The sequence below is a fragment of the Clostridium sp. genome (genome assembly GCF_016650095.1).
Lineage (GTDB): Bacteria > Bacillota > Clostridia > Clostridiales > Clostridiaceae > Clostridium_AD.
The window spans coordinates 1-14,003 of record NZ_JAENWL010000054.1; the positions used below are offsets into that span (position 1 = coordinate 1).

General features: G+C 32.2%; 14 protein-coding genes and 1 riboswitch. All 14 genes read left to right on the forward strand.

Annotated elements, in window-relative coordinates; all coding sequences use genetic code 11:
- Positions 1-305, forward strand: a 305-nt coding sequence (locus JJE11_RS05275) for a hypothetical protein (RefSeq protein WP_291633346.1), incomplete at its 5' end; no start/stop codon positions are given.
- A gap of 72 nt (positions 306-377) precedes the next feature.
- Positions 378-1,277 carry a hypothetical protein gene (locus JJE11_RS05280; protein WP_291633348.1) on the forward strand — a complete coding sequence of 300 codons (900 nt, stop codon included), beginning with the start codon at positions 378-380 and terminating at the stop codon, positions 1,275-1,277.
- 13 nt (positions 1,278-1,290) lie between these two features.
- Positions 1,291-1,743: a GNAT family N-acetyltransferase gene (locus JJE11_RS05285; protein ID WP_291633350.1), complete on the forward strand. Its 453-nt coding sequence runs from the start codon at positions 1,291-1,293 to the stop codon at positions 1,741-1,743.
- An 88-nt stretch (positions 1,744-1,831) separates the two neighbouring features.
- The gene (locus tag JJE11_RS05290) at positions 1,832-3,394 is read left to right on the forward strand and encodes a DNA mismatch repair protein MutS (RefSeq protein WP_291633352.1); all 1,563 of its coding nucleotides are present in this window, start codon (positions 1,832-1,834) and stop codon (positions 3,392-3,394) included.
- Between the two features lie 144 nt (positions 3,395-3,538).
- Positions 3,539-4,006, forward strand: a complete 468-nt coding sequence (locus JJE11_RS05295; RefSeq protein WP_291633354.1) for a tRNA (cytidine(34)-2'-O)-methyltransferase — start codon at positions 3,539-3,541, stop codon at positions 4,004-4,006.
- 51 nt (positions 4,007-4,057) lie between these two features.
- Positions 4,058-4,897 carry a DegV family protein gene (locus tag JJE11_RS05300; protein ID WP_291633356.1) on the forward strand — a complete coding sequence of 280 codons (840 nt, stop codon included), beginning with the start codon at positions 4,058-4,060 and terminating at the stop codon, positions 4,895-4,897.
- 221 nt (positions 4,898-5,118) lie between these two features.
- Positions 5,119-5,271, forward strand: a riboswitch (glycine riboswitch).
- Between the two features lie 137 nt (positions 5,272-5,408).
- A complete protein-coding gene (locus tag JJE11_RS05305; protein ID WP_291633358.1) occupies positions 5,409-5,786 on the forward strand; it encodes a GrdX family protein in 378 nt (125 codons plus the stop codon).
- Between the two features lie 92 nt (positions 5,787-5,878).
- Positions 5,879-6,805, forward strand: coding sequence for a thioredoxin-disulfide reductase (trxB, locus tag JJE11_RS05310; protein WP_291633360.1), 927 nt, complete (start codon positions 5,879-5,881; stop codon positions 6,803-6,805).
- A gap of 130 nt (positions 6,806-6,935) precedes the next feature.
- On the forward strand, positions 6,936-7,265 hold the full coding sequence (locus tag JJE11_RS05315) for a thioredoxin family protein (protein ID WP_291633362.1): 330 nt from the start codon (positions 6,936-6,938) through the stop codon (positions 7,263-7,265).
- Between the two features lie 86 nt (positions 7,266-7,351).
- On the forward strand, positions 7,352-8,638 hold the full coding sequence (locus JJE11_RS05320; protein WP_291633364.1) for a glycine/sarcosine/betaine reductase component B subunit: 1,287 nt from the start codon (positions 7,352-7,354) through the stop codon (positions 8,636-8,638).
- 104 nt (positions 8,639-8,742) lie between these two features.
- On the forward strand, positions 8,743-9,219 hold the full coding sequence (grdA, locus tag JJE11_RS05325; protein ID WP_226176937.1) for a glycine/sarcosine/betaine reductase complex selenoprotein A: 477 nt from the start codon (positions 8,743-8,745) through the stop codon (positions 9,217-9,219).
- A 72-nt stretch (positions 9,220-9,291) separates the two neighbouring features.
- Positions 9,292-10,599 carry a glycine reductase complex selenoprotein B gene (grdB, locus tag JJE11_RS05330; RefSeq protein WP_291633369.1) on the forward strand — a complete coding sequence of 436 codons (1,308 nt, stop codon included), beginning with the start codon at positions 9,292-9,294 and terminating at the stop codon, positions 10,597-10,599.
- A gap of 247 nt (positions 10,600-10,846) precedes the next feature.
- The gene (grdC, locus tag JJE11_RS05335; RefSeq protein ID WP_291633370.1) at positions 10,847-12,385 is read left to right on the forward strand and encodes a glycine/sarcosine/betaine reductase complex component C subunit beta; all 1,539 of its coding nucleotides are present in this window, start codon (positions 10,847-10,849) and stop codon (positions 12,383-12,385) included.
- Between the two features lie 95 nt (positions 12,386-12,480).
- Complete coding sequence (gene grdD, locus JJE11_RS05340) at positions 12,481-13,644, forward strand: glycine/sarcosine/betaine reductase complex component C subunit alpha (protein ID WP_291633372.1); 1,164 nt, start codon at positions 12,481-12,483, stop codon at positions 13,642-13,644.
- Positions 13,645-14,003: the final 359 nt, after the last annotated feature.

A 14,003-nucleotide genomic window follows, 5' to 3' on the forward strand; every position in this document is an offset into this window, starting at 1 on the left:
AAATAATCATCATTAATCTTATTTCAATTGTTGTATTTTTTGCTTTGTTACCAAAGTATACCTATGCTGAAGCTAAACTAATTGCAGAGAACAAGTATAAAAATGAATTAGATTATTTTGTTGAGTTTGAATCATATTATAATAATACTGTGCCAATTATATCTGATAATATAAAAGAAATATTTATTCCACGTAGATTTTATTATTTTTCTTTTGTTAAAAATAATGGAGAGAAAAAATATATTATGATAAATCCTTTAGAAGGTGAGATTGTAGAGTTAGGGGATTCATATTGGGAAGAATAAATTTTTTAGTCTATCAATATAGTGAATTTATGAAACTATTAGAAATACAAACTAATAAAGATGGGGGCATACATGAATAAGAAATTTTTATATTTTATAATAACAGCACTTTTGCTGTTAAACTTGGCTACTTTCTCTAAAATAAACAGCTTGGAAAACAATATTAACAACAGATTTCAGCAGAGCGATTCTGTGGTTAACAATTTAAGAAATGAAATTGATAGTGTTTATTCAAATGTTGATACAAAGCTTAAAAAGCAAGGAAGTATTTTAGATAATTACAGTGTAACACTTGGAGAATTAAATCCTAGTGATTTCACTATACCTGTTAGATTAACGCTAACTCCTAAGGAATATCCAAAGGGGTTAATAGCAAGTCTAAATTTAAATGATAAAAACGTTCCTATGAAAAATGAAGGAACATCTTTTGTTGCAAATGTAGATGCATATGTTTTTGATGATTTTAACCTGGAAGTTGTCTTGGAGCAAGGTGGAGTTAAAAAAATTGAAACAATTGAAGAATACCATAATTTGAGAATTAAATATCTACTAGATATAAATGGCGGATTTAATGGACAATCCACCTATAGTTTAAGCGGATATCAATATAGTGGGAAAATAGATCTTACAATTGGCGCTTCTAGAGCTGGAAGCGCTAAAAAAATTGACATAGTTAATGATGTGAATGGAGTTATTATTAGTCAGCGGGAAATAGAACCTTTGGATAATATATCAATAGATGTTAAGGAGAATATCAAACTTGATGCGGGTGATAAGCTGACAATATATGCAATGATTCAAGATAGATATGGGCTTAATTACAAGTATGTAATAGATGTATTTGATGCCGACAGTAATAAAGAACATTTAAAGGATAATTTTAAATGGGAGATGAAGAAGCGAAGAATTGAAAAAATAACAGATGGAAATGGGAAGATAGTATATGAATCGAAAAATGATATAATAAAGTAAAAGGAGGATTGCAATGACTATCATAAGACAAGCTAAAAAATGGGAATCTAAAACTCTAACTAATATTGCAATTAAATCAGAAGCTTATTGGGGTTATGATTCAGATTACATGGAAAATTTTAAATCTCTTTATAAGGTTACTGAAGAGTTTATAAGTAACAATATAACATATATTATAGAAGAAAATGATAGTATTATAGGTTTTTATGGTATCTTAAGGGATGATAAAGAAATTTCTTTAGAGTATCTTTATGTAGAGCCTAAAAGTATAGGGAAAGGATATGGAAAGCTATTATGGAATCATATGGTTGAGACCTGTAAAAATATGCATACTAATCAGGTAGTTTTAGTTACGAGCCCACAAGCAAAAGAATTTTATCTTAAAATGGGCGCAATAGAAGCTGGGGAAGTAGATTCTATTGTTATAAAAAATCGAAGAATACCAAGATTAGTTTATACACTCTAATAGTAAGGTATTCCAAGTTATTTTGATATTATTAGAATTTACGTTAACGATAAAGGGGCATTCAGAAAAACTTAAGGAGGATTTCACTATGAGCAAAAGGATTTTAGGATTAATACGAAGTGATTATGATTATGATGTGGATAAGAAAAGAAATTTTGAGCACATTAAGAAATTTTTTGAGGTGAGTCAAAAGAATGATTTTACCTTAGATAATCAAACATGGGACGATTTAGATATGAATAAAGTGTATGAGAAATTGGATAGAACCTATAGCAGCCCTGGAGAAGCGGCGTTATACTCAATGCTGAGAAATCCACTAATGGATGTAGAAGAGTTAAAAGAAAGAGGGGGATTAATTCAGTCATTTAAAGAAAATAGTCAGCTCCGGGAAAAACTCCAGTGCATTTTTTTTAAGTTAAGTAGGGATTATAAAAATACTTTTTTAGATATGATAGAAAATGATCTTATTATAAATAAAGCTAAATATTATATATACACTCTTCTTGGAAAAGTAATACCGCTGATAATAATTCTTTATGCAATATTTGTAAATATAAATTATATGTTAGTACTGCTTGGGTTAAGTTCTATTAATATGATTATAAACTCCATCGAAGTAAGGGCTATTAAGTCTAATGGAATATTCTATTTAAGAAAAAATATTGTGGCGGCTAAAAAAATTGCAAGTATAAAGAATAAAGATATAATTTACTATACAGGTAAAATAACCTTGATACTTAAATCTATAAAGGAAATCGATAGAGGAACAAGATTAATAGGATTTATAAATATGTGGGGAGGTTTTTTTGAATCTCTTTCTGTAATTTTTCTCTTGGAAGAAAGGGCTTATTACTCTATATCTGATAAGATAAAACAAGAAAAAGAAACTTTATTAGATCTTTACAATACAGTTGGGGAATTAGAGGCATTAATTTCTATTTCAGGGTATATACATAATTGTAAACAGCAGTTTGCAAAGCCTAAGTTTATAAATGAGGTTAAATTAAGCATAAAGCAGGGAATACATCCACTTATAGATAATGCAGTTGCAAACTCAATTAACATAGAAAATGGAGGTATAGTACTTACAGGCACAAATATGGCTGGAAAGTCTACATTTTTAAGAATGCTGGGAGTAAATATAATTTTGGCTCAGTGCTTTGATTTTGTTTTGGCTAAAGAATATGAGGCACCTTTTTTTAATATAGTTTCATCAATTAGCCCGAGTGACGATTTAACAAAGGGGAAAAGTTTCTTTATGGCAGAGGTAGAATCAATTCTTAGAATAATTAAGGCACTAGAAAAGGGAGTACCTGTATTCTGCCCTATAGATGAGATATTTAGAGGTACAAACCCAATAGAGAGAATTTCTATGTCAGCAGAAATACTAACTTACATAAACAATGGAAAAACTATTTCTATTGTAGCTACTCATGATAGAGAATTAGTGAATATATTAAAAGAAAAGTTTGAATTTTACTATTTTAGTGAAAAAGTTGATAATAAAAAAGGGTTAAGCTTTGATTATAAGTTAAAAAAAGGGGTTTCTCAAACAAGAAATGCCATTAGGCTTTTAGAGTACATGTGTTATCCAAAAGAAATAGTAGATAAGTCATATAAAAGAGCTGAGACCATAGAAAAACTTTTATAGGTCTAGTCATAGGCAAGGTATATTAGTTGCGTATATCTTTACTATTTAATATTATTAGGGTAATATAGTTTTAGACATTTAGGCAACTAGAGAAGAACAATTAAAAACCGTTTTGCATTACTGAACCATAAGGAGGAAAAATTTATGAATTTAAATATAGTTTTATTTCAACCCGAAATTCCACAAAATACTGGGAATATTGGAAGAACTTGCGTGCTTACTGATTGCAAGCTTCATCTTATAAAACCTCTAGGATTTAGTTTAGAGGAGAAACAACTTAAAAGAGCAGGTTTAGATTACTGGCCATATCTTAATTTGGAGATACATGAGTCATATGATGCGCTTAGAGAAAAATATAAGGAGTCAACATTCTACTATTCTACAACAAAAGGTTCAAAATTCTATTCAGAAGTAGAATATAAAAAAGGTGATTTTATAATTTTTGGAAGAGAGTCCTCAGGACTTCCTGATATCATTCGCGACAGTGATCCTGAAAGATGCATAAGAGTTCCTATGATAAAGAGTTCAACTAGATCCCTTAATCTTTCTAATACTGTGGCCATTATGGCATATGAAGCTCTTAGGCAGATAGAATTTCCAGAGATGAAATAAATATCGAATATTTATTATTATATCCCCCAGAGGCAAGCAAGGAGGAATGGAATGGAAAAGATTAAAATTATAACGGATAGTACATGCGATTTAAACAAAGATGTTATTGATAAGTATAATATAGAAGTTTTGCCTCTACTCGTGAACATAGAAAATAAAACTTATAAGGATGGGGAAGATATTACCCTACAAGATTATTTGCTTAAAATGAGGGATTCATATGAGTTTCCTACCACAACGCAGGTAAATCCACACAGGTTCTATGAATGCTATAAAAAATATATAGATGAGGGATATAAGATAGTTTCTATTCATCTTTCTTCAAAAATGAGTGGAACTTATCAATCAGCTTGCATAGCTAAAGGAATGTTAGACACAGAGGATATTATCACAATTGATAGTTATAATGTTACTTCAGGTCTTGGAATTTTAGTTTTAAAAGCCTGCAAATTAAAAGAAGAAGGATATAATATATTTGAAATAAAAGATAAGGTCAAAGAAATAATACCACATATAAAAAGTGCGCTTGCTTTTGATTCTTTAGAAAATTTAGTAAAGGGTGGTAGATTGTCTAAAGCTGTTGGAGCTATAGGCGGATTATTAGATATAAAATTAATTTTAACTGTAAAAGATGGTGAAATGGCGGTAATAGACAAAGCTCGTGGAAGAAAAAAAGCAATAACAAGTATTTTAAACAATTTAGACAAAACGGGAATAAAAAGTGGAGAAACAAGCATACTATTACAAGCTAGTGATAAAAATATTTTAGAAAGTTTAAGAACCAGTATGGTTGAACGGAAAATGGATTTTATAGAGTGTCAGGTCGGGTGCGTTGTGGGGACACATGCTGGTGAAGGTGCCTGTGGTATTTTTTATGTTGAAAATTATTAGAGAACAGTTAAGTGAAATGATATTGCAGCATTTTATTTAAATGTAGATTTTGTAAAAGTATTTAATATGATCCATAAATGATAAAAGAATAACGAACTATTTGATATATGTATCGTTGCTATAGAAAAATAAAATAGATATTAATCGAAAGATTGTGGCAACTGCGAAAAAAAGGGTGTATAATGTAGTCAAATGAGTAATAAAAATTAATATTCTAATGGATGATATTTTAGGGAGATAATCTTAAAATTAACACAGTATAGATCCTTATAAGTTTAAAATAGAAGGATTTAACTGATTTAAGATAGCCGAAGGAGTAAGTTTTGCAGCCCATGCAACATGAATCTCTCAGGCAAGAGTACCGAAAATGGACATACCTCTGGAAAGCGAATAGCACCGAAGGAGTAAAGCTCTCAGGTTCAAAGACAGAGTATAAAGGCATATGTGGCTTTTATATCTGTTTTTTTTGTTGCCTAAAAAACATGTTATAAGTAAAAATGGAGGGCGTTAAATGATAGAACCATTAATTATTGTAACAAATAATCCAATGTCAAAAGAACAATTTGAAAGTAAATATAAGGTAGTATTTATTGAAGGAACCATGATGGATATTTTGAAAAAAGTTAGGGACAATATACATGGTGGTCATAAATTATTAACTCACCCATTAATGAGTAGTGTAAAGCCAAACGAGACTCCTTATAGAACTATTTGCATATCCAAAGAGAAATTAGGTAAAGTTGACTTGCAATCGTTATCTATAATAGAAGAGAGCATTATGGCCACAGAGAAATTTTTAAATGATTTTAAAACACCACAGTGGAATGAAAAAATATTACTAGATTTTCAACTTATAGATTCTGATTTAATAAATCATGCAATAAATTAGGCACAGGAAAATAGACTAGGGTAGTAGAGACTAGCATATTGACGAGTTATTTGTTAAAATGTGTAATAAGGAAAAATGAGGAGGTTTTATACATGGAACATATTTACGATACTATAATTATAGGGGGAGGCCCTGCGGGATTATCTGCTGGACTTTACGCATCAAGATCAAGAATGGATACTTTAATAATTGAAAGGGCAAAGTTCGGTGGACAAGCGACTACAACTGATGAATTAGATAATTATCCAGGTTCCGTTGAAGATTGTACAGGAACATCATTAAGTAAAAGAATGAAACAGCAAGCAGAAGAATTTGGAACAAACTTTGTTAAAGAAGAAGTCGTTGAAGTTGAACTTGAAGGTGAAATTAAAGAAATTAAATGCAAGAAAGAAACCTACAAAGCTAAAACAATTATAATTGCTACAGGAGCTTATCCAAGACTTGGTGGATTTAAAAATGAAATAGAACTAAGAGGAAAAGGAGTTTCTTATTGTGCAACTTGTGATGCTGACTTCTTTACAGAACTAGACATTGCCGTTTTTGGAGGTGGAGATTCAGCTATATCTGAAGCTATATACTTAGCTAAATTTGGTGAAAGTGTTACAGTAATACATAGAAGAGATGAATTAAGGGCAGCTAAGTCATTACAAGAAAAAGCTTTTAAAAATCCGAAAATAAAGTTTGTTTGGGATTCAATAATAGTGGAAGCCAAGGGCGAAGAAATCTTAGAAGGCTTAGTGCTTAAAAATGTTAAAACAGGTGAACTTAGTGATTTAAAAGTAGATGGATGTTTTGTATTTGTAGGATATCTTCCGATTTCAGAATTATTTAAAGGAAAGATTACTATGAGTGAACGAGGCGACATTATCACTGATGAAGAAATGAGAACTAATATACCAGGAGTATATGCGGCAGGAGACATAAGAGCAAAATTACTAAGACAAGTAATAACTGCAGCGGCAGATGGTGCAATAGCAGCGACTCATGCTGAACATTATATTGAAAACAAATTTAACTAGGATATATGTTATAAATCATATAAAAACTAGTTAATTTGATAATACTATAAATAGAATAACAAAATTTTAGGAGGCATAAAGATTAATAATCTTTATGTACAAAATAAAAAAAACAGGAGGGAAATTAATAATGTTAGAATTAAATAAAGACAATTTTGAAGCAGAAGTATTACAATCAGAAAAACCGGTATTCGTTGATTTTTGGGGAGAAAAATGTGAAATTTGTGTAGAACTTATGCCAGGGGTGCATGATCTTGAGGAAAAATTTTCAGATAAAATTAAATTTGCTTCTTTAAATATTGGCGGAGCAAGAAGAACTGCTATAGGGCAAAGAGTTTTGGGACTTCCAACAATGATTTTATACAAAGGTGGAGAAAAAGTTAATACAATAGCACCAGATAAAATTTCTTCATTAGACGATATAGAAAACTTTATAAAAGATTACTACAATACATTATAATTTGGTACTAAGACTTATAGTAAAAATATAATAAGAAAAGCTATAAGTTATTAGATATATATTTTAGATTATAGGAGGTGAATGTTTTGCGTCTAGAAATTGGAAACATATTTATTAAAGATATTCAGTTTGGACCAGAAACAAAGGTTGAGGGTGGAGTTCTTTATGTACATCAAGAGGAATTATTAAAAGAGATTGGTGGAGATGAGAGACTAGAAAGTATTAGTTTTGATATAGCAAGACCAGGTGAGGAAGTTAGAATAATTCCAGTAAAAGACGTAATAGAACCAAGAGTTAAAGTAGAAGGTACTGGTGGAATATTCCCAGGCTTTATCAGCAAGGTTGATACAGTAGGTTCAGGAAGAACTCACGTTCTTAAAGGAGCAGCTGTTATAACTACTGGTAAAATAGTTGGATTCCAAGAAGGAATAGTTGATATGTGCGGAGAAGGAGCTAAATACACACCTTTTTCGAAAACAAACAACTTAGTAATTACTTGTGAACCAAAAGAGGGAGTAATGCAACACGACCATGAAGAAGCTGTAAGAATGGTAGGCTTTAAAGCAGCTATTTATCTTGGACTCGCTGGGAAAAATATTGAACCTGATGAAGTGAAAACATTTGAAACATTACCACTACTCGAGCAGGTTAAACAATACCCTGAATTGCCAAAAGTAGTATATGTATATATGCTTCAAACACAAGGGTTATTGCATGATACATATGTTTATGGAGTAGATGCTAAGAAGATAATACCTACATTTATATATCCAACAGAAATATTTGATGGAGCTATAGTAAGCGGTAATTGCGTTTCAGCTTGTGACAAAAATCCAAGTTATGTACATATGAATCATCCGATAATAGAAGATTTATATGAAAGACATGGCAAGGATATTAACTTTATCGGATGTATCATAACAAATGAAAATGTATATTTGGCAGATAAAGAAAGATCATCAAATATGGTTGCAAAATTAGTTGAATTCATAGGAGCGGATGCTGCTATAATTTCAGAAGAAGGTTTTGGTAATCCAGATGCTGACCTTGTTATGAACTGTAATAAGATAACAGCAAAAGGAGTTAAAACTGTACTTTTAACTGATGAGTATGCAGGCCAAGATGGAAGTTCTCAGTCACTGGCTGACTCAACGCCACATGGTGATGCAGTTGTTACTGGGGGAAATGCTAATGAAGTAATTACTCTACCTCCAATGAAAAAAATAATTGGGCACATGGAAGCCGCTGATATAATAGCTGGTGGACACATGGGAAGCCTTGGAGCAGATGGTTCTATCTTTGCTGAAATCCAAGTTATAACTGGAGCAACTAGTGAAGTTGGATTTAACAATTTAACAGCTAAGGGATACTAATGTTATAAAGTTTATTTGTAAGATATGTTAACTGCAAATTAGATAAATATAGAATTAAATTAAAACTACTATGAAATAATGAAAAATATAAACACGAGAGGAAGATGAAAATGTTAAAAGGGAAAAAAGTTATCGCTATTGGAGATAGAGACGGAATACCAGGACCTGCAATAGAAGCATGCGTAAAATCTGCTGGAGCTGAAGTAGTATTTGCATCAACAGAATGCTTTGTCTGAACGGCTGCGGGAGCTATGGATCTGGAGATCCAACAAAGAGTAAAAGACCTTACTGAGAAGTATGGTGCTGAAAACATGGTTGTAATTATTGGAGGAGCTGAGGCTGAAGCATCAGGACTTTCTGCAGAAACAGTGGCAGCAGGAGACCCAACATATGCTGGACCACTAGCGGGAATTGCTTTAGGACTTGCTGTATATCATATAGTTGAACCAGAAATTAAAGATCAATGTGATGAGGCTGTTTATGAAGAACAATGTGGAATGATGGAAATGGTTTTAGAAGTAGATGAAATAATTGGAGAAGTAAAACCAATTAGAGAAGAATTCTCTAAATATACTGTATAAGATTGTAAGTTATCTTATATAAAACATAGTTGAAGAAAATTGTAAATTCCCATTAGAAAGGGGGAGAAATACTTGTTAAAAATTGTTCATTATATAAACCAATTTTACGCTGGAATAGGCGGAGAAGAACATGCAAATATTAAACCAGAAGTTAGAGAAGGCGTCGTTGGACCAGGTATGGGACTTAATGGTTTATTGAAAAAAGGTGACGCAGAAATAGTTGCTACTATAATATGTGGTGACTCATACTTTGCTGAAAACATAGAAGAAGCTCAAGCTGAAATAATAGAAATGGTGAAAAAATACAACCCGGATTTATTTATAGCTGGACCAGCTTTTAATGCAGGAAGATATGGTATAGCTTGTGGTGCAGTAGCTACAGCAGTAAAGCAGCAACTAAATATACCAGTAATGTCTGGGATGTATGTAGAAAATCCAGGTGCTGATATGTATAAAAAACAAGTGTACTTAGTATCAACTAGAAATAGTGCTGTAGGTATGAGAGATGCATTACCTAAAATGGTATCTCTCGCATTAAAATTAGCTAAAGGTGAGGAAATAGGAACCCCTTCTGAAGATAATTATATCGAAAGAGGTGTAAGAAAGAACTACTTCGCCAGTGAAAGAGGTTCTAAAAGAGCAGTTGATATGCTTGTTAAGAAGTTAAAGGGAGAAGAATTTGTATCAGAATTCAAAATGCCTACTTTTGATAGAGTTGAACCAAACCCTCCAGTAAGTAATATAACTAAAGCTAAAATAGCAATAGTTACGTCAGGTGGTATAGTTCCAAAAGGTAACCCGGATCATATAGAATCTTCAAGTGCTTCTAAGATATGCAAATACGATATAGAAGGAATAGATGATTTAACTTCTGAGACTCATGAAACAGCACATGGCGGACATGATCCAGTATATGCTAATGAAGATCCAGATAGAGTTATTCCAGTAGATGTATTAAGAGACTTAGAAAAAGAAGGTAAAATAGGTTCGTTGCACAGATATTTCTATTCAACAACAGGTAATGGGACAGCAGTTGCATCATCTAAGAAATTTGGTGAAGATACTGCTAGAGAATTAATTGCCGATGGAGTAGATGCAGTTATATTAACGTCTACATGAGGAACTTGTACGCGTTGCGGTGCAACGCTAGTTAAAGAAATAGAAAGAGCTGGATTACCAGTAGTTCATATGTGTACTATTACTCCAGTTTCAGTAACTGTTGGAGCAAATAGAATTATACCTACAGTTGCTATTCCACACCCACTTGGAAACCCTGCACTAAGCAAGGAAGATGAGTATAAATTAAGAAGAAGATTAGTAGAAAAAGCATTAATGGCTCTACAAACACCTGTAGATGGTCAAAAGGTATTTGAAGACTAATTTTTAATTTGTGATTAGTAAATAATTAGGGGACTATTATGTTCCCTAATTATTTATGTAATTCATAGTTAACAGTGTGCAACGCACAATGCACAATGTACTAGGTAGAATGCAATGCACAATGCACAATGCAAATTTAGTTGAAAAAGTTTATATTGTGGATTGTGCATTAAAAATATTAAAATTAATGTACATAAATAAAAGCACGTTATGCACTTGAAAAGGTAAATAAGGAGGATGAGTGATTATGAATTTCCCAGTTATAAAAAAGGCAGCTTATATTTTAGTAAATACGCCAGATATGGTAATTCACAATGGAACTACACAAATAATAGAGAAGGAAACAAATCCAGATTCTGAGTATTTAAGCGGCATGAAGAGTCATTTGAGAGGATTTCAAGAGGTTGTGGCATATGCCCCAAACCAAACATATATAGGAAACGTAACTCCAGAAGAATTAGCTGAGATGCCAAGACCTTGGTATGGAAAGAATGTTGAGAATGCAGAGAGATTTGGGAAATTTGGTGAAATAATGCCACAGGATGAGTTCTATGGTTTAATGAAAATCTCAGATGTATTTGATCTTGTATTATTAGAGAATTCTTTTGCAGAAAAAGTAAAAGAAAAATTATCAAAACACCCACTAATAGCTAGCAAAGTGGAAAAAATAGTTGGTGAGGAAATAGAGAAAATTAGAAATCTTGTTGAAGATAATGGTGCAGAAGGTTTATATGAGGGAACAGACTTAATAGGTTGCGTAAGACGAGCTCACGAATTTGATCCAAACCTTGCAGCTCATTATATGTTAGAAAACATAGCTGTTAAAGCATCAGGCATTCTAGCAGGACTTCACTTAGTAAATAACTTAGATATACCAATTGAAGAAATTGGATATATATTAGAATGTTCAGAAGAGGCTGTAGGTGATATGAACCAAAGAGGCGGCGGGAATTTAGCTAAATCTATAGGTGAAGTAGTAGGACTTTCTGGAGCAACAGGAGCGGATATAAGAGGATTCTGTGCTGCGCCAACTCATGCATTAGTAAATGCTGCTTCATTAGTTAAATCAGGTATATTTAAAAATGTACTTGTTATTGCTGGAGGAGCTACTGCAAAACTCGGTATGAACGGTAAAGATCATGTTAAAAAGGGATTGCCTATACTTGAGGATTGTTTAGGTGGATTTGCTATTCTTGTATCAGAAAATGATGGCGTTAGTCCAATACTCCGAACTGACGTAATAGGAAAACATACTATAGGACATGGCGCAGCACCTCAAGCGGTTCTCGAAGCATTAGTACTTGATCCATTGACGGCTGTTGGAATGAAAATTACAGACGTGGATAAATATGCACCTGAAATGCAAACTCCAGATATAACTGAGCCTGCAGGAGCAGGGGATGTACCTACACAGAACTACAAAATGATTGGAGCTCTCGCAGTTAAAAAAGGACAATTGGATAGAAAAGAACTACCTAATTTTATAAAACAACATGGATACCCAGGATATGCACCAACACAAGGACATATACCTTCAGGAGCACCTATTGTTGGACATGGAATAGAACATATAAAATCAGGAGTGCTAAATAACTTCATGATAATTGGTAAAGGAAGTTTATTCCTAGGAAGGATGACTAATTTATTTGATGGAATATCAATTTTAGTTGAAAAAAATCCAGGAATAGTAGAAGAACAATCAGGAATTAGCAAAGATGAAGTTAAGGCTATGGTTGGAGACGCAATGAAAGATTTTGCTGAATATTTAATCAATAAAAATGAATAAAATGATTTAGCAATACCGAAGGTATTAGGAGTACCGAAGGTAATAGCAGTACCGCAGGTAATGATTAATTTGTCGCTTAGAAAAGGGGTGTAGATATGAGTGAAAATGCAACTAAACAAATGATTGCTGAAGTATTTAATGATATAGCTAACGGCATAAAAAGCGGAAAATTTAAAAATAGTGTTAGAATTGGTTTAACTATACTTGGATCAGAACATGGCATAGAAGAAATGGTAAAAGCTGCAGAAATAGCTAAAAATAAATATGAAGATTTTGTAATTATTTTAATAGGACCAAAAGTAGATGCTGACTTTGAGATTATAGAGGTTACGACTGCAGAAGAAGGTCATAAAAAAATGACGGAATTACTAGAAAATGGTTATTTAAGCGGATGTGTTACTCAACATTTTGATTTCCCTATAGGTGTATCCACAGTTGGAAGGCTGGTAACACCAGGCAGGGGTACTGATATGATGTTAGCTACAACTACCGGGACTACTTCTACAAACAGAGTAGAAGGCATGGTGCTTAATACAATTTCTGGTATTGCTACAGCTAAAGCTACAGGTATCAAAAATCCAACTGTTGGAATTTTGAATTTAGATGGAGCAAGACAGGTTGAGCGAATATTAAAAGAAGTGCAAAGTAATGGATATGATTTTAGATTTGCAGACTCTTTAAGAGCTGACGGTGGTGCCATTATGAGAGGGAATGACTTGCTTTTCGGGACACCAGATGTTATGGTTTGTGATTCATTAACTGGCAACCTTTTAGTTAAAACTTTCGCTTCGTTTACCACAGGAGGCAACTATGAAACTGTAGGTGCTGGATATGGACCAGGTATTGGAGAAAGTTATAACAAACTTATAAATATAGTTTCAAGATCCTCAGGAGCACCACTTATAGCAGAGGCTTTAAAATATTGTGCTGCTTGTGCGGAAAATAATGTTTTGGCAATTGCAAGAGATGAATTTGCTAAAGCTTATAAAGCAGGTTTAAAAGAAGCTATAAATAAAGTTATTAAAAAGGTAGAAAAAATAGATGTTGAAGAAGAAGTAAAAATGCCAAAGAAAAGGGTTGTTACATTTCCTATACTTGGAATAGACATACTAGAGCTCGAAGATGCATGTAAATGCTTATGGAAACAAGAAATCTATTCAGAAAGCGGCATGGGATGCACAGGGCCAGTAGTATTAGTTCCAGAAGAAGTTTCGGATAAGGCTATTGAGATTCTTAAGAAGGCTGAATTTATGAGCTAGGTACAATCAAAATAAAGACAAGATTCTTACTAAATATTACTAAATATTAGTGAAGATTTTGTCTTTATTTTACAAATCATTGCTAATAATAAAAAATTCATATATAATATAATTAAAGAGAATTCTCGTGTATTTTTTTAATTTTAATAAACATAATAAATAGTTGCTAATAATAAAAAATTGATATATAATTTAATTCATATCATATACTTATTATGTTAGGAAAATGTGTAACCGTTAACATGTTTAAAAATTTAAAAAGATTTTTTATAAAAGGATTTTTTTAATTTTTATAGAATAGGTACATGCAAAGCAATAAAAAAACTTGAAAAATTAATTATTTTATAAGGGGGATTTAT